The organism is Saxibacter everestensis, assembly GCF_025787225.1.
In the GTDB taxonomy this organism is placed as follows: domain Bacteria; phylum Actinomycetota; class Actinomycetes; order Actinomycetales; family Brevibacteriaceae; genus Saxibacter; species Saxibacter everestensis.
In genome coordinates this window covers 2,018,806-2,043,271 of the sequence record NZ_CP090958.1, presented here as the reverse complement: position 1 = coordinate 2,043,271, position 24,466 = coordinate 2,018,806, and the positions used below count along the sequence as shown (strand labels likewise).

22 protein-coding genes, 2 tRNA genes and 2 riboswitches are annotated in these 24,466 nt (G+C 63.4%); of the genes, 14 read left to right on the top strand and 10 right to left on the bottom strand.

Going from position 1 to position 24,466, the window contains the following annotated elements; translation table 11 throughout:
- Positions 1–118 precede the first annotated feature (118 nt).
- Entirely contained in the window at positions 119–2,260 is a 2,142-nt protein-coding gene (locus tag LWF01_RS09820; protein WP_349637226.1) for a 4-alpha-glucanotransferase, read from the top strand.
- A 237-nt stretch (positions 2,261–2,497) separates the two neighbouring features.
- Here the strand turns inward: LWF01_RS09820 and pepN are convergent, their stop codons facing one another.
- Positions 2,498–5,116: an aminopeptidase N gene (gene pepN, locus LWF01_RS09815; protein WP_349640882.1), complete on the bottom strand. Its 2,619-nt coding sequence runs from the start codon at positions 5,114–5,116 to the stop codon at positions 2,498–2,500.
- Between the two features lie 150 nt (positions 5,117–5,266).
- On the opposite strand from pepN, the gene LWF01_RS09810 reads away from it, so the two are divergent.
- Complete coding sequence (locus tag LWF01_RS09810; protein WP_349637225.1) at positions 5,267–5,896, top strand: mycothiol-dependent nitroreductase Rv2466c family protein; 630 nt, start codon at positions 5,267–5,269, stop codon at positions 5,894–5,896.
- A gap of 116 nt (positions 5,897–6,012) precedes the next feature.
- On the opposite strand, the gene yczR is transcribed toward LWF01_RS09810, so the two are convergent.
- Positions 6,013–7,467, bottom strand: coding sequence for a MocR-like transcription factor YczR (gene yczR, locus LWF01_RS09805; protein WP_349637224.1), 1,455 nt, complete (start codon positions 7,465–7,467; stop codon positions 6,013–6,015).
- Positions 7,468–7,588: 121 nt separating this feature from the next.
- On the opposite strand from yczR, the gene yczE reads away from it, so the two are divergent.
- The 3 genes from yczE (at position 7,589) to LWF01_RS09790 (ending at position 10,318) form a co-directional block, all read left to right on the top strand.
- On the top strand, positions 7,589–8,221 hold the full coding sequence (yczE, locus tag LWF01_RS09800) for a membrane protein YczE (RefSeq protein ID WP_349637223.1): 633 nt from the start codon (positions 7,589–7,591) through the stop codon (positions 8,219–8,221).
- A 231-nt stretch (positions 8,222–8,452) separates the two neighbouring features.
- Complete coding sequence (locus LWF01_RS09795) at positions 8,453–9,814, top strand: APC family permease (protein WP_349637222.1); 1,362 nt, start codon at positions 8,453–8,455, stop codon at positions 9,812–9,814.
- A gap of 75 nt (positions 9,815–9,889) precedes the next feature.
- Positions 9,890–10,318 carry a VOC family protein gene (locus LWF01_RS09790; RefSeq protein ID WP_349637221.1) on the top strand — a complete coding sequence of 143 codons (429 nt, stop codon included), beginning with the start codon at positions 9,890–9,892 and terminating at the stop codon, positions 10,316–10,318.
- Positions 10,319–10,506: 188 nt separating this feature from the next.
- Here LWF01_RS09790 and LWF01_RS09785 read toward each other — a convergent pair whose 3' ends face one another.
- From LWF01_RS09785 to thiO, 3 genes are all read right to left on the bottom strand, one after another.
- The gene (locus tag LWF01_RS09785) at positions 10,507–11,346 is read right to left on the bottom strand and encodes a thiazole synthase (protein WP_349637220.1); all 840 of its coding nucleotides are present in this window, start codon (positions 11,344–11,346) and stop codon (positions 10,507–10,509) included.
- A gap of 1 nt (position 11,347) precedes the next feature.
- Complete coding sequence (gene thiS / locus LWF01_RS09780; RefSeq protein WP_349637219.1) at positions 11,348–11,590, bottom strand: sulfur carrier protein ThiS; 243 nt, start codon at positions 11,588–11,590, stop codon at positions 11,348–11,350.
- On the bottom strand, positions 11,568–12,836 hold the full coding sequence (gene thiO, locus LWF01_RS09775; RefSeq protein WP_349637218.1) for a glycine oxidase ThiO: 1,269 nt from the start codon (positions 12,834–12,836) through the stop codon (positions 11,568–11,570). Before thiO ends, thiS begins: the two co-directional genes overlap by 23 nt.
- A riboswitch (TPP riboswitch) is annotated at positions 12,827–12,930 on the bottom strand. It overlaps the preceding gene by 10 nt.
- Positions 12,931–13,029: 99 nt before the next feature.
- Here thiO and thiE point away from each other — a divergent pair.
- The 4 genes from thiE to LWF01_RS09755 all read left to right on the top strand — a co-directional run bounded on the left by thiE (position 13,030) and on the right by LWF01_RS09755 (position 16,077).
- The gene (thiE, locus tag LWF01_RS09770; protein WP_349637217.1) at positions 13,030–13,752 is read left to right on the top strand and encodes a thiamine phosphate synthase; all 723 of its coding nucleotides are present in this window, start codon (positions 13,030–13,032) and stop codon (positions 13,750–13,752) included.
- A 1-nt stretch (position 13,753) separates the two neighbouring features.
- A riboswitch (TPP riboswitch) is annotated at positions 13,754–13,855 on the top strand.
- The gene (locus LWF01_RS09765; protein ID WP_349637216.1) at positions 13,849–14,631 is read left to right on the top strand and encodes a TenA family protein; all 783 of its coding nucleotides are present in this window, start codon (positions 13,849–13,851) and stop codon (positions 14,629–14,631) included. (Overlaps the previous riboswitch by 7 nt.)
- Before the next feature lie 2 nt (positions 14,632–14,633).
- Complete coding sequence (gene thiD, locus LWF01_RS09760) at positions 14,634–15,602, top strand: bifunctional hydroxymethylpyrimidine kinase/phosphomethylpyrimidine kinase (protein WP_349637215.1); 969 nt, start codon at positions 14,634–14,636, stop codon at positions 15,600–15,602.
- A gap of 4 nt (positions 15,603–15,606) precedes the next feature.
- Positions 15,607–16,077 (top strand): ribose-5-phosphate isomerase, encoded by a 471-nt coding sequence (locus tag LWF01_RS09755; RefSeq protein WP_349637214.1) that lies wholly within the window; start codon positions 15,607–15,609, stop codon positions 16,075–16,077.
- A gap of 34 nt (positions 16,078–16,111) precedes the next feature.
- Here the strand turns inward: LWF01_RS09755 and LWF01_RS09750 are convergent, their stop codons facing one another.
- The 5 genes from LWF01_RS09750 to LWF01_RS09730 form a co-directional block, all read right to left on the bottom strand.
- Positions 16,112–16,576 carry a Fur family transcriptional regulator gene (locus tag LWF01_RS09750; RefSeq protein ID WP_349637213.1) on the bottom strand — a complete coding sequence of 155 codons (465 nt, stop codon included), beginning with the start codon at positions 16,574–16,576 and terminating at the stop codon, positions 16,112–16,114.
- A 134-nt stretch (positions 16,577–16,710) separates the two neighbouring features.
- Positions 16,711–17,175 carry a Dps family protein gene (locus LWF01_RS09745; RefSeq protein ID WP_349637212.1) on the bottom strand — a complete coding sequence of 155 codons (465 nt, stop codon included), beginning with the start codon at positions 17,173–17,175 and terminating at the stop codon, positions 16,711–16,713.
- A 282-nt stretch (positions 17,176–17,457) separates the two neighbouring features.
- Entirely contained in the window at positions 17,458–17,796 is a 339-nt protein-coding gene (locus LWF01_RS09740) for a MoaD/ThiS family protein (protein ID WP_349637211.1), read from the bottom strand.
- 72 nt (positions 17,797–17,868) lie between these two features.
- Entirely contained in the window at positions 17,869–19,155 is a 1,287-nt protein-coding gene (gene thrC / locus LWF01_RS09735; protein WP_349640811.1) for a threonine synthase, read from the bottom strand.
- Between the two features lie 396 nt (positions 19,156–19,551).
- Positions 19,552–19,625: transfer RNA gene (locus LWF01_RS09730), tRNA-Gly, on the bottom strand.
- A 110-nt stretch (positions 19,626–19,735) separates the two neighbouring features.
- On the opposite strand from LWF01_RS09730, the gene LWF01_RS09725 reads away from it, so the two are divergent.
- From LWF01_RS09725 to clpX, 5 genes are all read left to right on the top strand, one after another.
- Positions 19,736–19,809 (top strand) — tRNA-Pro (locus LWF01_RS09725).
- 124 nt (positions 19,810–19,933) lie between these two features.
- Positions 19,934–21,301: a trigger factor gene (gene tig, locus LWF01_RS09720; RefSeq protein WP_349640810.1), complete on the top strand. Its 1,368-nt coding sequence runs from the start codon at positions 19,934–19,936 to the stop codon at positions 21,299–21,301.
- A gap of 300 nt (positions 21,302–21,601) precedes the next feature.
- A complete protein-coding gene (locus LWF01_RS09715) occupies positions 21,602–22,177 on the top strand; it encodes an ATP-dependent Clp protease proteolytic subunit (protein ID WP_349640881.1) in 576 nt (191 codons plus the stop codon).
- A gap of 56 nt (positions 22,178–22,233) precedes the next feature.
- Complete coding sequence (locus LWF01_RS09710; protein WP_349640809.1) at positions 22,234–22,905, top strand: ATP-dependent Clp protease proteolytic subunit; 672 nt, start codon at positions 22,234–22,236, stop codon at positions 22,903–22,905.
- Positions 22,906–23,065: 160 nt separating this feature from the next.
- A complete protein-coding gene (clpX, locus tag LWF01_RS09705; RefSeq protein WP_349640808.1) occupies positions 23,066–24,340 on the top strand; it encodes an ATP-dependent Clp protease ATP-binding subunit ClpX in 1,275 nt (424 codons plus the stop codon).
- Positions 24,341–24,466 lie beyond the last annotated feature (126 nt).

Sequence of the window (24,466 nt, the reverse complement as noted above, 5' to 3'; positions counted from 1 at the left end):
AACCGTTACCGGGAACCCGTTCGGCGGGCCCGGATGGCGAATCGCTGTCGCCGGACGAGAACACGCCAGTCCTGGCGTGTTCGAAGGGTATGTAGGGCAGATATGGCACGATGCAGTAGTGCTGGAAAAGAAACTGTCCGATCTTGCCGCCTTATATTCCGTAGCCACCTCGTATCGCAGCATCGATGGCGACGAGGTCGAGGTTTCGCCCGAGACGCTTCGGTCGGTGCTGTCCGCATTACATGTCGACACGTCGAGTGAAGCCGCGATCCATGAATCGCTGGAGGCGGTCGATACCAGGCAATGGCAGTCGCCCCTGCCGCCGGCGATTGTGATTCGCGACGATACGGAGCTCACAGTTCCGGTGCGGAGCCAAAAGGACGTGCCGATCGAGGTGTCGATCGAGCGCGAAGACGGCACTATCAGCGCACTTGAACTCGCCGAGGACGACGTTGACCAGCGCACGGTCGACGGCACTGAGCTGGTTGAAAGTCGGTGGACCATTCCGTCCGGGCAACAGTTGGGCTACCACCGGCTGCATGTCACCAGTCTGGAAAGCGCTGACGACGACCGGCTTCAGGTCTATTCGGCCGAACTAATTGTCACTCCCGCGCGGCTCACGCTGCCGGAACGGGCCAAGGGCCGCCACTGGGGCTATCTCCTGCAACTCTATGGCCTTCGATCCAGCAAGTCGTGGGCAATTGGAGACTTTGCGGATTTGGCGGAGTTCGCCGACCTCGCGGCCCGGCGCCAGGGCGCCAGTTTTGTGATGGTGAACGCGTTCAACGCGGGCGGCCTGAGCGACCGGGACCCCTCACCCTTCGCGGCGAGCTCGCGGCGATATCTTGATCCGCTCTATATCCGAGTGGAGGACATTCACGAGGTTTCCTACCTTCCGCCTGCCGTTCGCGCCCTTATCGATTGGGAGAGCGACGATCAGGCGCGGCACAACGTGGCCGGCGAGGTTATCGATCGGGATGCCGTGTGGGAGGCCAAGCGCAGCGCGCTCGAGGTTGTGTTCTCCCACCCGCGTTCCGGCGCCCGGCAGGCGCAATTCGAAGACTTCCGGTCCCGGGGTGGCACAGCACTTGAGAGCTTTGCCTTCTGGTGCGCCGCGGCCGAGCAGCTCGGTCCGCGCTCCAGCGAGTGGCCAGGCTATGTCAGAGGCAAGAACGCAAATTATCAGGATCGGGAATCTCTCCGCAGGTTCAAGCAGCGTGCGGCCTCCCGGATGGAGTTCTTCGTCTGGCTGCAATGGATCGCCGAGCAGCAGTTGCTTGCCGCGAGCGACGCCGCCCGGGCTGCCGGCCTGTCGATCGGTATAGTCCGTGAACTGTCATTTGGGGATGATCCCGAGGGGGCCGAAGCGTGGACGAATCCAAATCTGCTGGCCCGCAAGATTCACGTCGGCTCGCCGCCGACGCAGCAGGCTCCGAGAGGCGAGGACAGCGCGCAGTCCCCGCTGCACCCCGACGCGCTGCGTGCCCTGGCCTATGAACCGTTCCGCGCCGTTGTCCGCGCGGCCCTGCGTGGCGCGCAGGGGCTATCACTGGCACAGATCGACTCGGTGTTTCGACAGTGGTGGATCCCCGCAGGCAACGACCCGGCGGACGGCACGTATGTCGATGCCGATGCCGAGGCGGTGCTCGGGATAATCGCGCTGGAAGCCCATCGCGCAGACGCGGTTGTATTTACCCGGAACGAGGCCGGACTCAGCGACGAACAGCGCGGTCTACTGCGCGATCGCGGCTTCATCGGCTCGACGATTCTCTGGGACGAAAGCGAATCGGGTCTCCCGGTCGTTGGCGACTGGCCGGAGGCCACGCTCGCGCTGGTCGGCGACCCGGATAGCACCCCGACCTCGGGCTTCCTGGCCGGGGAACACCTGGAACTCCGTGAGCAACTCGGCTTGCTGACGTCGAGCCTGGAGGAGGAGCGCGCCATCGACGAGCGGGTTCGCCGGAAGGTGATCGAGCGACTGATCGCCATGGGGCTGTTGTCGAAGGACGCCAGTGAACGCGAGATTCTGCAGGCGCTCTACGCCTATCTGACCAGGACACAAGCCCAGTTCGTCGGCGTGCCCGTGGCCGACGCGGTCGGCGGGCGCCGGCCGAACTATCAGCCAGCCAGCGCGGATGCCTACCCGAGCTGGAAACTTCCGCTGGTGGACGGCGGCGTCGCCCCGGTTCTGGTGGACAACTTCTTCGACACTGTCAGGGTCATCACCCTGGCCAGGCTGCTGTCCGAGGTTTCGTCCTAGACCGGTTCGCGTAGGCAGCCTGACCAATATTTCCAGCGCGAACTGTCCGGTTTTGGGCCACCCGGCTACCCGGCGCAGGCTACTCGATCATGCGCCTCGGATCAGGCGGCCCGGCGAGGCTACTCGATCATGCGCCTCGGATCAGGCGGCGCCGCCTGAGCGGAGCCGCCTGATCCAATCCTCAACGCTACCGAGCGGCGTCACGCGCTTGGGCGCGCAGTGCCGTCACGCGCTACGCTACCGAGCGGCGTCACGCGCTTGGGCGCGCAGCGCCCTGACCAGCCCGTCCTTGCTTTCGCTGACCAGACGCAACAGACCGGCCGGCGCATCAGAATTGTCCGCAAGCCAGGCGTCCGTGGCGTCAACTGTTTCTTGCCGGACACTGTGCGCTGGGTACAGCCCGAGGGCGAGCTGCTGAGCCATCTCATGCGTGCGTTCCTGCCACAGCCGGCGCACCACATCGAAGTAACAGGCCGCGAACGGTTCGAGCAGTTCGGAATCGTGCACCCGGTTGAAGCCGCTGATGATCGATCCGGCCACGGCATTTGGCAGGTCGTCACGATCGACAACATCGGCCCAGGCCTTCTCCTTGGCCTCGGCTGTTGGAACCGCGGCCCGGGCCAGGGCGGCTGCCTGGTGACCCGAGGCGGTGTTGTCCCGGCCGAGCTCGGCCTCGATCTCCTTGTTGCCGGCCTTGCCACCCGTGACCAGCGAGGTCAGCAAATCCCAGCGCAGGTCGGTGTCAACCTCCAGCCCGTCCATCGTCGCGCCACCGTGGAACAAGCTTCCGATGAACGTTAGTTGTGACTCGGTCCGAGCGTGGCGCGCTGCAGCCTTCACGAACTGAAGCTGCTGATCCGAACCGGGGCCGGCCCGGTGTGCCAGCTCGGCCAGTTCTTCGCCGACCTCCACGCCGAGCCTTTGTGCCTGTTCGGGATTCGCGTACAACTCGACGGCGGTCGCGAGCTGGCGCAGAAGCACCAGCACGACGGTTGAATCCGACTCGGCCGAAATGTTGTCCAGCACGAGTGAAACGTAACTGTGCGCGTCGGTTTCGGCGTCCCGGGTCATATCCCAGGCCGCGGACCAGATGAGCGTGCGCGGCAGCGAATCGGCGAACTGGCCGAGATGTGCGCTGGCCGTGGCGAAGCTCGCCGGATCAAGCCTGATCTTGGCGTACGCCAGGTCATCATCATTGAGCAGGATCAGCGCCGGCCGTCGCAAACCGGCGGCAGCGGTTACGCTCGTTCGTTCGCCGGCGACATCCAGCTCGAGTCGCTCGGTGCGCTGCAGGGTTTGGGTTTCCGGATCGAGGTCATAGAAGCCGACTGCGAGACGGTGCGGCCGCATTGAGGGGCGCTCACCGGAGTGCAGTTCGGGTGCCTCCTGCACAATCTCCAGGCTCTCGATCAGCCCGTCGGCGCCGTCCACTATTTCCGGCCGAAGGGACGTCAGGCCGGCCTCTTCGAGCCACACCTTCGACCACGCACTCAGGTCACGCCCGCTGGTCTGCTCGAGTTCGGAAAGCAGATCGGAGAGCTGGGTGTTCGACCAGGCATGCTTCTGGAAGTACTGGCGCACTCCGGCCAGAAACTCGTCCTGCCCAACCCAGGCGACGAGCTGTTTGAGCACCGAGGCGCCCTTGGCGTAGGTGATCCCGTCGAAGTTGACTTCGACATCCTCCAGATCGCGAATATCGGCAACGATCGGGTGGGTTGACGGCAACTGGTCCTGCCGATACGCCCACGCCTTCTCCAGGGATGCGAAGGTAGTCCAGGCCTGCTTCCACTCAGTGGCTTCGGCGGTGGCCAGTGTCGACATGTATTCGGCAAATGACTCGTTGAGCCACAGGTCGTTCCACCACTTCATCGTTACCAGGTCGCCGAACCACATATGCGCCAGCTCATGCAGGATCGTGACTGTGCGGCGCTCGACGGTGGCATCTGGAACCTTTGACCGGAACACATACTGCTCAAGGAAGGTCACGGCACCGGCGTTCTCCATGGCTCCGGCATTGAATTCAGGCACGAACAGCTGGTCGTACTTCTCGAATGGGTACGGCAGGCCGAAGTTCTTCTCATAGAACTCGAAACCCTGGCGGGTAATCCGGAATATGTTGTCGGCATCGAGATAGCTTGCCAGTGATTTCCGCGCAAAGACGCCGAGCGGGATCACCCGGCCGTCGGAACTGGTCAGCTGCGAGTGCACCGATTCGTACGGTCCGGCAATGATCGCGGTGATATATGACGACATCGGCGGCGTTGGCGCAAACCGCCAGGTGAGCCGATCCGCCTTGGCGTCATCTGCCGAGAGCTTGTTATCGAACGTCAGCGGCGTGATGTCGATTCCGGTTCCAGCTGCCTCGGGCGAAGGCGTCGGCGAGTTCGAGATCACCTGCCAGCTGGCCGGTGCGGTGACGGCGAACGAGAAGGTGGCCTTAAGGTCTGGCTGTTCGAACACCGCGAATACCCGGCGGCTGTCGGCGACCTCGAACTGGCTGTACAGGTAGACCTCGCCGTCGGCCGGATCGACGAACTTGTGCAGGCCCTCGCCTGTATTCATGAAGGAGAAGTCTGCGTCGACGACGAGTACGTTGTCGTCGCTCAGCACCGGAAGAGAAATCCGGGAAGCACTCACGACCTCGGCGGCGTCCAGTTCCTGGCCGTTGAGCTCAATCTGATGTACGCGCGCGGTCACGGCGTCGATAAACGTCGATGCACCCTGCGCCGCCGTGAAGCGGACCGTCGTGACGGAGCGGAAGGTGTCCGCCTCCGGGTCGATATCGAGCACGACATCGTAGAAGGAAACGTCGAGGAGGTCGGCGCGCTCGGCCGCCTCGTCGCGAGTGAGATTCATATCTGGCACGGGGGGCTACTCCACTGCTGGGGATACAAGCGTCGGACAACCGAGTTCGGTAATTAGGGGAATTCTTTCATTAGCTATGTTGGTTGACGACAACGGGGGCGCAGCTCTGCGTCTATCCATAGCTCACGCAACGGAGGAACGATGACGGCAGCAGCTGCAGCACCGGGTGTCAAGGAAACAGTGGATTTTTGGTTCGACCCGGTCTGCCCGTGGGCCTGGATGACGTCGCGCTGGATTCTTGAGACCGAAAAGGTACGAGATATCGAGGTTCGGTGGCACGTAATGAGCCTGGCAGTGCTTAACGAGGACGCCGACCTCCCCGAGGACTACCGATCCCTGATGGATCGGGCCTGGGGACCGGTTCGCGTTGTGATCGCCGCAGCCGAAAAGCATGGCCAGGACATTATCGGCAAGCTCTACACCGCAATTGGAACACGCGTGCATCCCGGCGGCGAGAAGGATCTGACTGTTGCGGTCTCCCAGGCACTTGAGGAGGTCGGGCTGCCAGCCGAGCTGATCGACTACGCGTCGAGCACCGAGTTCGATCAGAAGCTGCGTGCCTCACATGCCGACGGAATAGACAGGGTGGGCCAGGATTTCGGCACGCCGGTTGTCGCGGTCGGCGACACGGCGTTCTTCGGACCGGTCGTCACCCCGGCGCCCAAGGGAGAGGCAGCGGGCAAACTGTGGGACGGCGTAGTCGCGGTCGCACAGACCCCCGGCTTCTACGAGCTCAAGCGAACCCGGGACGCCGATCCGCAGTTCGACTGACGACGCGGCCACGGTTGGTGGTGGGTTGAGGAGGATGCAGCACCGGGAGTGTTGGACAGGTTTGATGCCGCTGCGCAAGCTAGCCGCCGTCGCTTTAGCTAGCCGCCGACGCGCAGCTAGATGACGTCGCGCAACTTACTGGCCGCGGCACCGGAACGCGCGTGGCTGGCGGTGGGTCCCCGGGACTTGACTGCCAGCCACGCGGCTTCCAGTATCTCGAGCGCTTCGAGGGTCTGCGACTGGTTGTAGGTAAAGGGCAGCCGCAGAAATCGTTCGAACGCGCTGTCCAGCCCGAATCTCGGTCCTGCGGTCAGGGCCAGGCCGCGGTCCCTTGCGGCCAGGGTCAGGGCAGAGCTGGTCGGGCTGCCAAGCTGGAGCCATAACGCCAGACCGCCGTTCACCGTCGGTGCCTGCCACTCCGGGAAGCGCCGGCTGATTTCCTCGACCAGCAGGTCGCGGCTTGCCCTCAGCCTGAGCGATTGTTCGCTGAGGATATCGTCGAAGCGTTCCAGCATCGCTGCCACCACCAGCTGGTCAAGAATCGGCGTGCCCAGGTCGAGCGTGTGGCGTAGTTGTACCAACCGCTCGATGAGTTCCGGTTCGGCGCGGATCCAACCGACCCGGAGCCCGCCCCAGACTGTCTTTCCCACCGATCCGACCAGCACGGCGCTGCCGTACGCTGCCATCGGCAGAAGAACTTCGGTGCGGTCGATGTTCAGTTCTGCCGTCGTCTCATCGGCGATGATCGTCGTTCCAGAACGCGCCGCACATTTCAGCACGTATTCGCGATCAACGGCAGCCATGCTCGCCGATGTGGGGTTGTGAAAGTCCGGCATCAGGTAGCCAAGTGCGGGCCGCAGTCGACGCAGCTGGGTGGTCAGCTGGTCGATGTCCCATCCCTCGGATGTCACAGTCGTCGTAACCACCCGGGGCGTCGCGGCACGCAGTGAATCGAAGGCATGCGGGTAGCTTGGCACCTCGATGAGTGCGGTATCGCCTGATCCCAGTAACGCCTTGGTCAGCAGGGTGATCGCGTGCTGGGCGCCGAGCGTGACCATGATCTGTTCCGGTGCGGTAGGCAGGCCGCGGGTGCGATATCGCTCCGCGATGGCCGTGCGCAACTCGTCGATGCCGACCAGATCGTAACCGGGGCCGGAGAGATATTTCGGGAAACAGTTCAGCGCGGCCTGCGTCGCCTCGTACAGTCCTCCGGCCGCCGAGGATGCGGCGGTGGTGAAGACCAGTAGCTCGGACTGTTCCTTGCTGCTGCCCGGCGATAGCGGCTCGGATCGGGGAAGGCAGGTCACTGATCCAGAACCCTGCCGGGACTGCAGGTAGTCACGCTCCCGCAAGTGGCGATACGCCGAGGTGACCGTAGTTCTACTCTTGCCCAATTGCGAGGCGAGGTCTCGTTCGGCGGGCAGCCGGGTTCCGGCTGGAAGGCGGCCATCCAGCAGCAACAGCCTGATTCTGTCGGCGAGTTGCATGTAGGCCGGGCCGCTGTGACTCAGCCAGTCGTCAAGGTGCCGGGCAAGTGCGCGTGCGCTGATCGACGTCAACGGGGCAGGCATCTCAAGACCTCGGTTCGGTTCGGTTCGGCCGCGGAGCCAGAACGGCCCACCTGGCGAGTCTAAGGCCAGTCGTCTGAAATTGGCTATTGATTCAGGGTCCAATCACGCACAGGCTGGACAAATGACACGACGAATTTCCCAGCTGCTGGTCGGCCTCTTCGGCTACGGAATGGCGCTTGCCTTCATGGTGCACGCTGGAATCGGACTCTCCCCGTGGGACGTGCTCGGTGACGGCGCGGCCAGCCAGACCGGAATTGCGTTTGGCTGGGTGTCGAACATCATTGGCGCGATCATCCTGTTGCTGTGGATCCCGATCAGGCAGAAGCCAGGCATCGGCACGGTCGCGAATGTGCTGTTGGTCGGCACAAGCGCTCAGTTCGGGCTCTGGTTGCTGCCCGAGCCGAGCCAGCTCGTGCCGCGCATCCTGTTCTTTGCCGGCGGGCTGTTGCTGCTGGCGGCGTCAACCGGGCTGTACATCGGGGCAAACTTCGGCCCGGGTCCACGGGACGGATTGATGACCGGACTGGTTGCGCGAACCGGTTGGCCGATCTGGGTGGTTCGAACCGGTATCGAGGCAGCCGTCTTCCTGACCGGCTGGCTGCTCGGCGGGGACGTCGGCGTCGGGACCGTCGTGTTTGTGCTGGCGATCGGACCGCTCTGTCAGCTGTTCATGCCGTTGTTTGCGATTCCGCCTCGGCCCCGAAAGCCGGAGATCGCGGAGCTCGCCACCTGCCCGGAGCCGGGCGAAAGCTAGTCGAGGTCTGAGCCAGGCATAGCGCCGGGATGCAGCGCCGGGCAGCTGAGTTGGCGACGGGCAGGGGAGCAGCGCCGGGCTGCGGTGCGGGGCCGCTGAGCCGGCGAGACCAGCGCCGAGGTGCGGCGCCTGGGTGCCAGGGACGAGCATCAGCGACCCGGCGACCGGCTGCTGGTACAGTCCTTGGCAGGGTCAAGCCAGGGCCCGGCTCCGCGCTCATTCGACGACAAAGTGAGAGACACCTTGGCATCGGGCACACCTGAAACCACACTTGGCAATCCTGCGCAATCAAAACTCCGCCAGGGCATCACCGGCAAGCTGCTGTATCTGTTCATCCTCGGGGACGTGCTCGGCGCCGGCATTTACGCCCTGGTTGGCGTGATAGCCGCCGAAGTCGGTGGAGCGATCTGGGTGCCGCTCGTGATTGCGCTATTGCTCGCGCTACTCACCGCGGCGTCATACGCGGAGCTGGTGAGTAAGTATCCAAAGGCCGGGGGAGCCGCGGTTTTCGCCCAGCGTGCATACCGGAAACCGGTCGTCTCATTCCTGGTCGGCTATTGCATGCTGGCGGCCGGAGTAACCAGTGCGGCGGGTCTCTCGCTGGCCTTCAGCGGGGACTATCTCAGCACCTTTCTCGACGTACCCAGGGTGCCCGCCGCGCTGGTCTTCCTGGCGCTGGTCGCCGCACTCAACGCCCGCGGGATCAAAGAGTCGCTGCGCAGCAACGTCGTGATGACGATCATCGAGCTCTCGGGGCTGGTCCTGGTTGTTGTCGCGGTTGCTGTTTTCGTGCTCGGCGGCGGTGGCAACCCGGAACAGGTTTCCAGGTTCCCCGACGGTGTCCAGCCTGCCACTGCTGTTCTGGCCGCCTCCCTGATCGCCTACTATTCGTTCGTCGGATTCGAAGTCTCCGCCAACGTCGCCGAAGAGATCCGCAATCCCGCGCGGGTGTATCCGCGGGCGCTCTTCGCCGCGCTGCTCACCGCAGGACTGGTCTACGTGCTGATCGGGGTCGTAGCCGCCGCTGCTCTTCCCGCCGATGATCTCGCATCCTCCAGCGGCCCCCTGCTTGCGGTCGTCCAGGCGACCGGGCTCGGCATACCCGCATGGCTTTTCAGCCTGATCGCGCTCGTCGCGGTGGCAAACGGCGCCCTGCTGACCATGATCATGGCGAGCAGGCTGACATTCGGGATGGCGGAGGAGGGCCTACTTCCCTCCGTGCTGGGCCGGGTATTACCGAAACGCCGGACTCCATGGGTAGCTATCGTTGCGACAACCCTGATTGCCATGGTCCTGGTGCTCACGGGCGATCTCGCCGCGCTCGCCGAAACGGTAGTGCTGCTACTGCTTTTCGTTTTCCTGAGCACCAACCTGGCAGTTCTCGTCCTTCGTAAGGACCGGGTGGAACACAAGCACTTTCGGGCGCCGGTCGTCATTCCGTGTTTGGCCATTGCCTCGTGCGTACTCCTGCTGACCCAGCAGGCAGCCGAGATCTGGCTTCGCGGCGCGATTCTGCTGGCCATCGGTATTGCGCTCTACTTCCTCAATCGGATCGTTCAGCGCAGGACAGTGGCGCAGGAAGAAAAGGCTTAGGAAGAAATGGCTTAGTAAAGAAGAGAACAGTTTAGAAACAACGGATTAGACACACGAGGATCGAGGGAGAGCACCATGAACGATAGTTTTCCGCTGCTGCGGTCGGTTGTCCTGGATTGCACCGACGCCCGCCGGCTGGCCGAGTTCTACCGTGAGCTGCTCGGCCTGAAATACCGGACAGGTGACGAGCCGCCGCCGGCAGGCGTGGAGGATGTCCGCGGACAGGACTGGCTTGTCCTTCGTGGCGTCGATGGCGTTGGGCTCGCATTCCAGCAGGTCGACGAGCTCCCCGAACCCACCTGGCCGACCGGCGAACGGCCGCAAATGCTGCACCTGGACCTGTCGGTACCCGATGCCGAGAAGCTGTCCGCCCAGCACCGCCGGGCACTGGAACTTGGCGCGCGTCTGCTGCGGGACCGCTTCGACGATCCGGACGAGCCGCTGTATGTCTACGCCGACCCCGCTGGCCACCCGTTCTGCATCTTCGTCGCTCCGGTCGGCTGAGGGGACTAGACAGGCCCGGCTCACGGAAGTGGCCCTCGCCGGGACCGAGGGGAAGCTAGCCCGGCCGGCTGGGGGAAGGGGTCCTGGCCGGATGAGTGAAGTCGGTCCTGGCCGGATGAAGGAAGCCAGCCCAGTCAGCCTGAAGGTGAGGCCAGTCCGGCCGTTCTGTAGGTGAGATCCAGCCCGGGTTAAAGATCGGGCCGGTCCGTCATCTGCGATGACGCCTGCGCGTGTTCCCGGCGCGGGATCCGGCCGGCATGGCGGGCCAGGTAGCCAGCTTGAACGGCGTGATTGAATGCGGAAGCCATAGCGGCGGGATTCTGCGCCCGAGTGACGGCTGTTGCCAGCAGGACTCCGTCGCAGCCCAGTTCCATCGCGAGAGCGGCGTCCGACGCGGTGCCGATTCCGGCGTCCAGGATTATCGGTACCTCGGCCCGTGAGACGATCAGCTCGATATTGTGCGGATTGAGGATGCCCAGCCCGGTGCCGATAGGTGCTCCGAGCGGCATCACGGCCGCGCAGCCCAGTCCTTCCAGGCGCTTTGCCAGCACCGGATCGTCATTGGTGTACGCCAGCACGGTGAAACCATCGGCCACCAGCTGTTCGGCCGCGGCAACGAGTTCGATCGGGTCCGGCAGCAGGGTTTCCTCATCGGCAATCACCTCAAGCTTCACCCAGTCCGTCTCCAGCGCCTCCCGGGCGAGCCGCGCGGTCAACACCGCTTCATGTGCGGTGTAGCAACCGGCAGTGTTCGGCAGGACGCGGATGCCGAGCGAATCGATCAACTCGAAGAGCGAACCGGCCGCAGCCGGCGAATACCTGCGCATGGCGACGGTGGTCAACTCGGTCCCCGAAGCGGTCAGCGCGTCGGCGAGCGATGTGAAACTCGGCGCGCCGCCGGTGCCCATCACGAGGCGTGAGCGCAGTTCGAAGCCGTCGATCACCAGGGGCTGCCCGGCGGTGCCCTCGACAGCTGAATTCCCGCTGGTGACGGTCGTTGGTGTGGTCTGGCTTTGTTCGGTGGACATTTCAGCCTCCCTGGACTGCAGTGACGATTTCGAGCCGTTCGCCGCCGCTGAGCCTGCGGTCGCTCCACGATCCACGGGGCACGACTTCCCCGTCAACTGCAACAGCCACACCAAGCCTTCCGCCATCAACCGGCCGGCCATCGGGATTGAGCCGGCGCTCGAGGGTTGAGGCGACGACATCGAGCAGGCTCGTTTCGGCGGTCAGCGTGATCGGCGTGCCATTAACCGTGGCTTGGGTGGACATGCTGCGCTCCTGGCATAGTTGCGGGTTCTAGGTCGGTCTCTAGGGACGGGTGGCCGAAGCGGCCGGGGTCGAAAGGCGTCAGGTCGATAGCCGCGTCCCGGGACCGCGGTTCGGCGGCCGAAGGGTCTAGGCCGGGCTCGGCCGTCAGCTGTGCGTCGCACAATCCGGCCGCCACGAGGTCCGACGCCACCGGGGTCAGCAGGATTCCGTGCCTGAAGAAGCCGGCGGCCACTACGAGTCCCTCCGGCAGGTTTGCCGACGTTCCGAGCAGTGGCCGATTGTCCGGCGTCGACGGCCGGGCGCGTGCCAGGGACTCGGTCAGCTCAAGCTCGCCGACCGCAGGCGCGACAACCTGCGCGTCACGAAGCAGCTGATAGACCCCGCCTGCAGCGACGCCCTCGTTCTCATCCTCACGGGAGGTCGCTCCGATCACGATCTCGCCGTTGTCCCGAGGCACCAGGTAGACCGGACGGGAATGAACGCTTGCCCGAACCGTTCCGGCGAGGAACGCCGGCATGGATGCGGGAGCACGCAGCCTCAGGATCTCTCCGTGCACGGCTCTAATCGGGAAGGAGACCGCGTCACCGATACCGGAGATTCTCCCGGTGCCCAGGCCTGCGGCAAGCACTACCCTGTCCGCATGGACGGTCTGACCGGCTGCCGTGGCGACCGCACGGACGGATGACCTGTCGGATGAGCAGATGACCCGAAGCACCCGGTCGGTGACGATACGCGCGCCGGCCTGGCACAGGGCCGCCCGCAGCGCGGTCGTCACCCGACGCGGATCGACGTGGTGGTCGGCGTCGATCTGCCAGGCAGAGGTGATGGCCGGCCCGATCAGCGGTTCGCGTTGCCTTAGTTCGCTGATCGGCAGGCGGCTGGGACTCAATCCAAGTTTGGCCTGGAACTCCGCGAGATCGGCCAAGGTCGCTCGATCCGCAGCATCTGCCCCCACCACAAGCGTTGGCGATGTGCTGTAGCCGAGCCGGTGGCCGGTTGCTTCCTCGAGATCGGTCACAAACCCGGGCCAGCGCCGCATCGATGCCAGGTTCAGCGCTAACAGGTCTGTTTCCTGATAGGTCAGCTCGCTTGTTGCGGCAAGCATCCCGGCCGCTGCGCGCGATGCGCCCTCCGCAGGGGACGGATCGATCACGGTGACGGACAGCCCGCATTGCGAAGCCCGCCACGCGATCGACAGCCCGACGATGCCGGCACCTACTACGACGACGTCGCTTGAATTCTGCAATCTGGCCTCCCTTCGCCGGAATTACCCGGAGCAGGTTCAACGGTCGGCGTTCGCAACGCCCTCTCAGCCCGTTCGGGCTCCCGTGGGAATTCTTAAGTTTATCCTGTCGCCGGACTCAGGGAGCACGGCGGAGGCACCTAGAGGCGATGGTATAGCTTCGAGGCGAGGTCCAACCCGCTAACAGGAGAGCCAGATGACGCATCAGAATCCCGAGTCACGGTCTGTCGATTCCGTGGGGTCACGTGCCCGCCGGCTGACGACGGCGCAGCTCTACCTGTGTGTGGACTCCCGACGGGATCAGGGCGACCTTGAGCAGTTCCTCGACGCGGCACTGGCCGGGGGAGTGGACATCGTGCAGCTTCGGGACAAGTCGATCGAGGCCCGGGAGGAGCTTGAACTGCTCGAGCTCTTCGCGGCGGCAGCGGCTCGTCATGGCGCACTGCACGCCGTGAATGACCGCGCCGATATCGCCCGGCTCTCGGGCGCACCCGTGCTCCACCTGGGCCAGGACGATCTGCCGGTCCCTGCGGCACGCAGCCTGCTCGGCGACGACGCCATCCTCGGGCTGTCGACTCACCGGCCGGAAGAAACTGCCGCCGCGGTCGACCAGCCGGGCTTGGACTACTTCTGCACCGGCCCGGTCTGGTCGACACCCACAAAGCCCGGCCGCGCCGCCGTCGGCCTCGAACTCGTCCGCTTCGCCCATGAAGAATCCGCCAGGCGGCAGTCAAGCCGGCCGTGGTTCGCCATCGGCGGCATCGATCACTCGACGATTGGCCAGGTACGCGATGCCGGCGCACAGCGTGTCGTTGTGGTCCGTGCGATAACGGATGCCAGCAATCCGACCGACGCGGCGCAGAAACTGCGCGCCGAACTTGGCCCCCTCGACGCGGAAGCACAGCCGACGCTAGGGTAGGCAGCATCACCACGGGAGCCGAAAGGCTGAGAGGGCGCATCAGGCGCCGACCGTTGAACCTGCTCCGGCTAGTACCGGCGAAGGAAGAGGAGACAGATGAGCACCGTGCTGCACCCCGGAACGTCCCGCCCGGCTCCGGCGACCAACCCCGCAGACGACTCGGAGTTGCCGCTCCGTGCGGTGTTATGGGCGGACACCGCGGAAATATTCGACCAGATCCTGGCGCATCCGTTCATCGCGGGTTTAGGCGACGGGTCATTGGATCCGGTCCGGTTCGGCAGCTATTTGGCGCAGGACTCGCTGTATCTGGGCAAGTATGCGCAGGCGCTTGCCGCGCTCGCAGGGCGGGCACCAGACTCGGAAGGCATCAGGATATTCGCCTCGGGCGCCGTCGGCGCATTGGCAGAGGAATCCGGCCTGCACCAGGAACTTCTCGATCAGCTTCTGCCACGCCTTGGCGATGCCCGGCCGGGCGACTTGCCGGCCAGTCCGACAACCGTGGCGTATACGGATTTCTTGCTGAAGTCCGCCGGCTCGGGGTCGTTCGCCGAGGCGCTCGGTGCGGTATTGCCGTGCTACTGGATCTACGCAGAAGTGGGTGCGGCGATGCAGCGGGCTTCATCACCGGACCCATTGTTCGCCCGTTGGATTGATACGTACGCGGCTCCGGAATTCGCCGGCCTCGTGGAACAGGTGCTGGGTTATGCGGATACCTGGGCTCGCGACGCTGGAGAGCGTGAGCGTCTCGCCTTGCGCAAGGCATACTTCCGGGGTGCCCAGTTCGAATGGATGTTCTGGGATGCTGCCTGGCGACTTGAGCGCTGGCCGGTCGGGGCGGAAGGAATTATCGCTCGTTCAACGGCTTCGGTGGCGGAGTAGCCATGGGCGAGATCAGGAACATTCTGACGATCGCCGGTACCGACCCAAGTGGCGGGGCAGGCATCCAGGCGGACCTGAAGACGTTCTCGGCGCTGGGCGGATATGGCACCAGCGTCATCACTGCTCTGGTTGCCCAGAATACCCAGGGCGTGGCGGAAGTCTTGCGAATACCACCCGCATTCGTCGCTGCGCAGTTGCGAAACCTGCTGGCGGACGTGCGGATCGATGCGGTGAAGATTGGCATGCTCGGATCCAGGGACGTGATCGAGGCGGTGGCCGGCGTACTCGGTGAGCATCCATTGCCGTATGTAGTTCTGGACCCGGTCATGGTTGCCAAGAGCGGCCACCGGCTGCTGGCGGCCGACGCGGTTTCGGCGCTGCGAACCGATCTGTTGCCGCTTGCCGACCTGGTCACTCCTAACCTTCCGGAAGCTGCGGACCTCACCGAACAGCCTGAGCCGGTCGACCGGGAACAGATGGCTAACCTGGCGGGCAGGCTGCTGGAACTCGGACCAGGTGCCGTCCTGCTGAAGGGCGGTCACCTGCCCGGCGAAATCTGCCCGGACCTTTTGCTGACACGCAGGGTGTCGTCACAGAGGGTGTCGTCAGACAGGGTTTTGTCAGACAGGGCCGAGCCTGGTGTCCGGCCCGGCGCGGTGGCCGGAGGCCTCGGCGAGCGGGAGTGCCACTGGCTGGAGGCGCCTCGGGTCGACACGCGGTCAACCCACGGCACCGGGTGCACTCTCTCGGCCGCCGTCGCGACCTTGCTCCCACAACTCGATGGCGACCTGCCCGCGGCAGTGCGGGCCGCGAAGGCTTATCTCACCGGCGCGCTCCGGGCCAGCGGACAGCTATCGGTCGGCGGGCCAGGCGGTCATGGCCCGGTGCACCACTTCTACCGGCAGTGGAATAGTGACCGGCAACCGGATAGCGCGCAGTGGAATGACGCCACCATCCACATGTCAGAATAAGTGCATGCGCGTACACCTCGGAACAGACCATGCCGGCTTCGAATTCAAGGAAGCCCTGGCGAAGCATCTCAGTGAAATTGGCCACGATGTCGTCGATCATGGGGCGACTGACTACGACGCCCAGGATGACTATCCTGCCTTCTGCATTGCGGCTGGACTTGGCGTGGTGAGCGATAGGGAAGCCGGGGTCAACGCGCTAGGCGTTGTGATCGGCGGATCGGGCAACGGCGAACAGATCGCGGCCAACAAGGTCTCGGGAGTGCGCGCGGCTTTGGCTTGGAATATCGATACCGCCAAGCTCGGCCGGCAACACAATGATGCGAATGTTGTCGCCGTCGGATCCAGGCAGCACAGCGAAGCCGAGGCGCTGAGCATTGTTGACGCGTTTCTTGCCGAGGAATTCAGTGCTGAGCCCCGCCATCAGCGACGCATCGACGTCATCTCGAAGTACGAATCGGATCGCGTCGCCCCGTAGCTGCCACCTGGTCGGAAGCGGACGTCCCTGAGCCTCAGCCGCGAACGTCCTGCCGTGCGTCGTGCGCAGCCATCCCGGCGTAGCAGTCGGGGCACAGGCCCCGATAGACGATCTGTGCCGATTCGACGAGAGCGCCCGCGACCCTGACCCGCAGGTACTCACGGGGGGATTCGCCCGGCACATCGGTCACCGCCCCGCAATTGCGGCACAGGAGATGATGGTGGTAGTCGGAGGCGACCTCGTAGAGCGCCGTGCCGGAACCGGTTTCGGCCTGCATCACGAGCCCGATGGAGACCAGAGTCGACAGCGCGTTATAAACGCTTGCCCGGGGTAGTTTCGGCCCGTTGGCCGCGGTATGGACGGTGACCTCGTCGGCCGAGCGATGCCCGCCGAGCTCGGCCAGGGCCTGATAGACGGCGCGCCTGGGCGCCGTGGAGCGCAAGCCGGACTGTCGAAGACGTTCGGCCAGCTCCGCTGGTTCAAGAATGTGATGAGTCATATGTCGGCAAATGCCGGCGTTCCGCGGGATGGCTGGGCCATAACCGCAGAACGCCGGCCTCCATAGGTGTGCACGCGAATGGTGTGTGCGAACGTGTGCCCAACGGGCACCGTGGACATTAACCGCGCTGGGACTTAGCCACGCTGGGCGTCGAAGAACCAGCGGTGCTTGTCCAGGCCGCGCAGTACCTCGATGACGACATCCTCGCTCATGGCATCTGCTTCGCCGAGTGCCGGCTGAGCCTCGCGACCGAGCGCGATGACCTTGTCGAGAGCTTCGACGATCAGATCAAGGGTCTGTTCCGTGGAGACGAAGCCCTCCGGGTAGGCAGCCGTCGCCGCTGAGGCGGCAATCGCCGGACGACCGTCAGTGGGTGCGCCAAGGGCAACCACGCGTTCGGCCACTGTGTCGGCCCACTCGCGCACGTCATCGACCAGCGTGTCCAGGTATTCGTGCACGGCGAGGAACGTACCACCGCGAACGTGCCAGTGGGCTTGCTTGCCGACAAGTGAGAGGGCGCTCAGCTCGGCAACCAGCGGGTTGAGCAGCTGGGCAACCGTTGCGGTGGTGGTTGCGGCGGTGTTGGTCGTGACAGACATAAGTCGCTCCTTGAGTACAGTCAGCTGAATCGGTATGCGCAGCGAAGCCGGTAAGGTAAGCCTCAGCTGTATTTATACACATTCCAAATATGGAAGATGTTTAGATACTACGACTCTGAGCCCAGAGGTCAAGGAAGTAAGCCCTTGCTTACCCGGCGGCGCTTACTTGGCTTCCGGGAAACCCCAGCCGCCACTGTCTACCGCCCGGCAGTAAATTGGCGGCGCGAAGTCACCGAGCCAGCGAAGCCGCCACCGGCACAGCGATCTACAAGGAGCAGCAGTTCAGCCGCCGGCAACCGCCGCGAGCACCGATACCGACGAGCCTGCGGGCAGCGCCGTCTGCGGTCCACCGGCGAATCGGACGTCCTCGTCGTTGACGTAGACATTGACGAAGCGGCGGATGTCGCCATTGTCGTCGAGGATCCGGGCGCGCAGGCCGGGATAGTTCTGCTCCAGATCGTCGATAGCGTCGCCGAGCGTGGCCCCTGCGACAGGGACCTCGGCATTGCCGTTCGTGTAGTTGCGCAAAATTGTCGGCAAGCGGATCGTGCTCTGTGCCCCGGGCTCGTTCGTCGGGTTCACCGTCGTGTCGGACTGCGCCGTCGGGTTCGTGTTCGTCATCGTCAATACTCCTAGATCAGATGGATTGGGTCGTCGTTCATGTTCGAGCGTGCAAGCGTGTAAGCGCCGCGACTAGAGCGCCGCGATCGTCTGCCGGAATATCCGCAGATCCGGGTCGATCGTCGCGGCCGGACCGACATGGTCGGCTATGGCATCAAGCGTCTTCAGGCCGTCACCGGTATTGATCACGACGGTTTCGGCATCCGGATCCAGTCGTCCGTCATCCAGCAGCTTCACCAGGTTCGCCACCGTGACCCCGCCGGCGGTTTCGGCGAAGACGCCTTCCGTTTCGGCGAGCAGACGGATGCCGGCAACGATTTCGGCGTCGCTGACAGCCGCGACCGCCCCGCCGGTGCGGCGGACGATATCCAGAACGAACGGAGCGTCGGCGGGATTGCCGATCGCAAGTGATTTCGCGATCGTGTCGGGTCGTACCGGCTTCGCCACATCCCAGCCGGCGTCGAACGCCTCCGCGACGGGGGAGCAGCCCGTTGCCTGCGCCCCGAAGATCCGGTACGGCTTAGCCTCGACAAGACCCAGCGCGATGAGTTCCTGGAACGCCTTGTCGACTTTCGTCAGCAAAGAGCCCGAGGCCACCGGGATGACGACCTGGTCGGGCAGTCGCCAGCCGAGTTGCTCCGCAATCTCATAGCCGAGCGTCTTCGATCCCTCGGCGTAGTAGGCCCGGAGATTGACGTTGACGAAGCCATAGTCGTCGCGGTCGTCTGCAATTTCAGAGCACAGCCGGTTGACGTCGTCGTAGTTCCCTTTGATCGCGATCAGCTTTGTGCCGTAGGCGGCCGATGTCAGAATCTTGCCCTGCTCCAGGTTCTCCGGAATGAAGACGACCGAATCGATGCCGGCCCGGGCGGACGCCGCGGCCACGGCGTTTGCCAGGTTGCCTGTCGAAGCGCAGGAGAGTGTCGTGTAGCCGAGCGTTTTCGCGGCGGCGAGAGCGGTGGCGACCACCCGGTCTTTGAAGGAATGAGTCGGATTGTCCCGATCATCCTTGATCCACAGGTTCTTCAGGTTCAGCCGCCGGGCTAGATTCTCCGACTTCAGCAGCCGGGTCCAGCCGGGGCTGAGGTCGGCGGGCCGTTCCTCAGCCGTGCGAGGGACCGGGAGTAGCGGGGCATAGCGCCACAACGAGGCCGGCCCTGCTTCGATGTCTTTTCGAGTCACCGGGCCGAAGTCGTAGGCGACCTCAAGCGGACCGAACGTTTCCGGGTCGATGCTGAAGGGGCCAAGCTCGGTCAACCTGCCGGTTTCGCGGGACTTCAGTGCGATCGCCGGACCAAAGCGGCCCGCAAACGGGCCGGACGGGACGTAGTCACGTGTAGTGGAAGTCGATGCAGTCAATGATCTGTGCCTTCGAGAGTCGGATGTTGCTTAAGGAGGGACCAATCGCAGGTGCTTCGGGCAACCGGATGAAAGCCGCGGGTGGGATCCATCATGATCATCAACGTGCGCCTGCGCAGCAATGTCGTCATGAGCGGTAACAGAGTCCGGCTACGGCCCGAGCACATTCCAAGCCCGGGGAAGTTCAGCCGAGCGCGAACAAGAAAACTGCGGATTGCGATACTTATCACTGCGCCGACCTACCGGAAGGCAAGAAAAAGGTAAGGGAGGCAGCGGCGTTTCACTGCGGCGCCGGGCCGTCCGATCGGGCTGCCGGTGCATTCACGGCCAGGCCCGGGTACGCAAAAACCCCGGTCATCAGCGGTTTAACAGCCGCAAATGCCGGGGCTTCTACCTTGGAGGGGATGACGGGAATCGAACCCGCACCATCAGTTTGGAAGACTGAGGCTCTACCATTGAGCTACATCCCCTGGGCGGACATAACTGTAGCGCAGTTGCGCGTGAAGTAATAATCGCTTTCGCAGGGTTGTTCCGATGTGCGTTTTGCCCTGCGCAACCTTTAGGATAAATTTCAGTGTCACGGGGTGTAGCGCAGCTTGGTAGCGCATCTGGTTTGGGACCAGAGGGTCGCAGGTTCAAATCCTGTCACCCCGACACGTAAACGTTGCGAGGCATGGTGCAGACCATGCCTCGTTCACGTTAAGCGTCTTTTGGCCGTCGCAGGGCTGCATGAATCCGCTGCGATGAAATCAAACAAACGAAACTGAGAGGCATCACTGTGAAGAGCGCCGTCGAAACTTTGAACCCCACTCGGGTGAAGCTGTCCGTCGAGGTTCCCTTCGACGAGCTCAAGCCGAGCATCGATAAGGCATACAAGTCGATCTCCGAGCAGATTCAGGTTCCCGGTTTCCGCAAGGGCAAGGTTCCCACACGCATCATCGATCAGCGTGTCGGACGTCCAGCCGTACTACAGGAAGCCGTCAATGACGGTCTCGATACGTTCTACCGCGATGCGATCACCGAAAACGATCTCAAGCCGCTGGGCACGCCCGAGGTTGAGGTCAGTGAAGTTCCGGGTCTTGACGGCAAGGACGAAGGTGAACTGAAATTCACCGTCGAGGTCGATGTGCGACCAGAGGTCACCCTGCCGGAGTACAGCTCGATCAGGGTCGAGGTCGATGCCACTGAGGTCACCGACGAGGATGTCAGCAAGGAACTTGACGAGCTGCGCGGCCGGTTCGGCACCCTGACTCCGGTCGAGCGGCCCGCTGCAACCGATGACTTCGTCTCCATCGATATCGCAGCCGAGGTCGACGGCGAAGAGGTCGATACCGCTTCGGGCATCTCCTATCAGGTCGGCGCCGGCACGATGCTGGATGGCCTGGATGAGGCGCTCGACGGCCTCAGTGCCGGCGAAGAGACGGTTTTTGCCTCGAAGCTTGCCGGTGGGGAGCACGAAGGCGAAGAGGCTCAGGTGCGGGTCACGCTTCAGTCGGTCAAGGTGCGCGAGCTTCCGGAGGCTGATGACGATTTCGCCCAGCTCGCCAGCGAATTCGACACACTCGAAGAATTGAAGGAAGACCTGCGCGGGCAGGCCGCCAAGGCCAAGACCTTCGAACAGGGCGTTGCCGCCCGTGACAAAGTTCTCGAGCAGCTGCTCGAGGTCACCGACATTCCGGTTCCCGAGTCGGTTGTCCAGGCCGAGGTCGATCGTCACCTGGAAGGCGAAAGCCGCACCGACGACGAGGAGCATCGCTCCGAGGTCACGGCCGAAACCGAGAAGAGCCTTCGCACCCAGTTCGTGCTCGACACCATCGTTGAGAAGGAAGACGTCAACGTCTCCCAGGAAGAACTGATCGAGTACCTGATCTCGGCAGCCCAGCAGTACGGCATGAACCCGAACGAGTTCGCCCAGGCGATCGATCAGGGTGGGCAGGTTCCAGCGATGGTCGCCGAGGTCGGCCGCCGCAAGGCACTCGCAGCGGTGCTGGAAAAGGCAACCGTGGTCGACACCACCGGTGTACCCGTAGACCTAAGCTCCTTCGTCCGTCCCGCAGGCGCGGAAGCCACGGATGATGCCCCGGAGGCAGTCGACGACGAGGACGGCGAGTCCGACGCGGTAGATCCGGCAGACGTTCGGCTGTAGCAGTTCGAAGGGCCGGTTGTGGAACAGCTTTGTTCTGCAACCGGCCTTTGTCATCTCGGCGGACTGCGGCACTTTTCGTGATTGTCTGCCGGCAGCTGAAGAAGGCGCCGAAATCGTGCGCTGTTGGCGAACAGCGCCGGTTTCGGGACTTTTATCGTCAACAGTCGGGTTATTGTCCAAGGCACAGGCCAAACGAAGTCGAAGGCGCCGGCCTTCAATACGTACGGGAGTTATAACGTGAGCCAGCAACTTTCAGCCACTGTCAGCCCTAACGACCGCGCTGCCACGACGCAGCAGGGAATGGGACTCGACGATCACATCTTCAACCGGCTCCTGAAGGAGCGGATTATCTGGCTGGGCTCGGAGGTCCGCGACGATAACGCCAACACCATCTGCGCACAGATGCTGCTGCTCGCAGCCGAAGATCCTGACAAAGATATTTGGCTCTACATCAATTCACCGGGCGGATCGGTCACAGCGGGCATGGCGATCTACGACACCATGCAGTTCGTGCAGCCGGATGTCGCAACGGTAGGAATGGGCATGGCGGCCTCGATGGGACAGTTCCTGCTCTCTTCGGGAACCCGCGGGAAACGGTACGTCACGCCGCACACCCGGGTCCTGATGCATCAGCCGCTTGGTGGGATCGGGGGAACCGCTACCGACATCAAGATCCAGGCCGAGCTGATTCTGCACATGAAGCAGCAGATGGCGGAGCTGACCGCGATACAGACCGGGAAGAGCGTCGAGCAGATCCTGAAGGACAACGATCGCGACCACTGGTTCACCGCAGAAGAGGCCCTCGACTACGGCTTCGTCGATCAGGTCGTGTCAAGCGCCGGGGATGTCCGCGACGGCGCAGGGACCGACAGCTGAGGTCGCAATCCGCCGGCTTCGATATCTGAATACAAGTTTTTGAGCGAGGAGACCTTATGAACCACAATCTGAACCCATCGTCGGCGCTGAATCCGGCCTACCAGCCGCAGGCGCGTTACGTTATGCCGCAATTCGAAGAGCGGACCCCATACGGTTTCAAGCGCCAGGATCCGTACACCAAGCTCTTTGAAGACCGGGTGATCTTCCTCGGTGTCCAGGTGGACGACACCTCCGCCGATGACGTCATGGCCCAGCTTCTGGTGCTGGAGAGCCAGGATCCCGATCGGGACATCACGCTTTACATCAATTCTCCCGGCGGCTCCTTCACAGCGATGACCGCCATCTACGACACGATGCAGTACATCAAGCCGGAGATCCAGACGGTCTGCCTCGGCCAGGCGGCCTCAGCCGCCGCGGTCCTGATGGCTGCTGGAACTCAGGGAAAGCGCCTCGCGCTGCCCAACGCCCGGCTGCTGATTCACCAGCCGGCGATGTCCGGATCGGGTCAGGGCCAGGCCTCGGATATCGAGATTCAGGCGCGTGAGGTGCTGCGGATGCGTACCTGGATGGAGCAGACGCTGTCTGACCACTCACACAAGACCCCGAAAGAGGTCAGTGACGACATCGAGCGTGACCTCTTCCTGACGGCGGAGGAAGCGAAGGACTACGGCCTGGTCGATCAGGTGCTGTCATCGCGGAAGCAGCTCGCGTCGCTCACCAGAAAGTAATGTCGATCGCGTGTCGGTAGGAATAGGTAAGATCGAACCTACCGACACGCAGTTGGCAGACCAGTTGGCAGCGCACTGTCCCTGGATGTGGGATTGTGGAAGTTGTAGTTTTTAGGTGTGGCCTCGGTTCGAAGAGTCGCCAGTTGAAAGGACGTGTTTCGTGGCTCGCGTGGGAGAAGGCGCAGACTTGCTGAAATGCTCGTTCTGCGGAAAAAGCCAGAAACAGGTTAAGAAGCTTATCGCTGGTCCGGGTGTCTACATCTGTGACGAGTGCATCGACCTTTGCAACGAGATCATCGAAGAGGAGCTTGCAGAGTCCGACGAGATGGAACTCGTCGATCTTCCGAAACCGCGGGAAATTTTTGAGTTCCTGCAGGAATACGTCGTCGGTCAGGTTCCGGCCAAGAAGGCGCTGTCGGTGGCGGTTTACAACCACTACAAGCGGATCCGGGCCGGGCAGGAGTCGACGGCGCACGGCGAACAGGTCGAACTGGCGAAGTCGAACATTCTGCTGGTCGGCCCGACCGGATGCGGCAAGACCTACCTTGCGCAAACCCTGGCTCGCCGGTTGAACGTGCCATTCGCGGTAGCCGACGCCACTGCGCTCACCGAGGCAGGCTACGTCGGTGAGGACGTCGAGAACATCCTGCTGAAGCTGATCCAGGCTGCCGATTACGACGTCGCCAAGGCCGAGACAGGCATCATCTATATCGACGAGATCGACAAGATCGCCCGAAAGTCGGAGAACCCTTCGATCACCCGCGACGTCTCCGGAGAGGGAGTCCAGCAGGCCCTGCTGAAGATTCTCGAGGGTACAACCGCATCAGTGCCTCCGCAGGGAGGTCGTAAGCACCCGCACCAGGAATTCATCCAGATCGACACCACGAACGTGCTGTTCATCGTGGCCGGTGCCTTCGCCGGGCTGGACGATATTATCTCCGGGCGGAAGGGTAAGCAGGGCATCGGTTTTGGTTCGATCCTGCACTCAAAGAACGACGAATCAGACCTGTTCAGTGATGTGATGCCCGAAGACCTGCTGAAGTTCGGGCTGATTCCAGAGTTCATTGGCCGGCTTCCGGTTCTCACCACCGTGACCAACCTGGATCGCCCGGCGCTGATGGAGATCCTGCGGACTCCCAAGAACGCCTTGGTCAAGCAGTACGAGAGAATGTTCGAACTCGACGGCGTCGAGTTGTCCTTTGACGGTGAGGCGCTTGAGGCGATCGCCGACCAGGCATTGATTCGGGGCACCGGGGCGCGTGGATTGCGCTCCATTATGGAAGAGGTGCTGCAGCCGGTCATGTTCGATGTGCCGAGCCGTGACGATGTCGCCCGCGTGGTTATCACCAAGGAGGTCGTGCTGGAGAACGTCAGCCCGACCCTGGTTCCGCGCGGTAAGACCGAAGAGGTCGAACGGAACGAGAAGTCGGCCTAGGTTCTGCCGAGACCGGATAAAGCAGCTCGACCCCGCACATCCGATGTGCGGGGTCGAGCTGCTTTATCCGGGGGCATCTGGCTGCGGGGGCCAGCGTGCGGCCGGCAGCAGGGTCGCTAGGCGGTC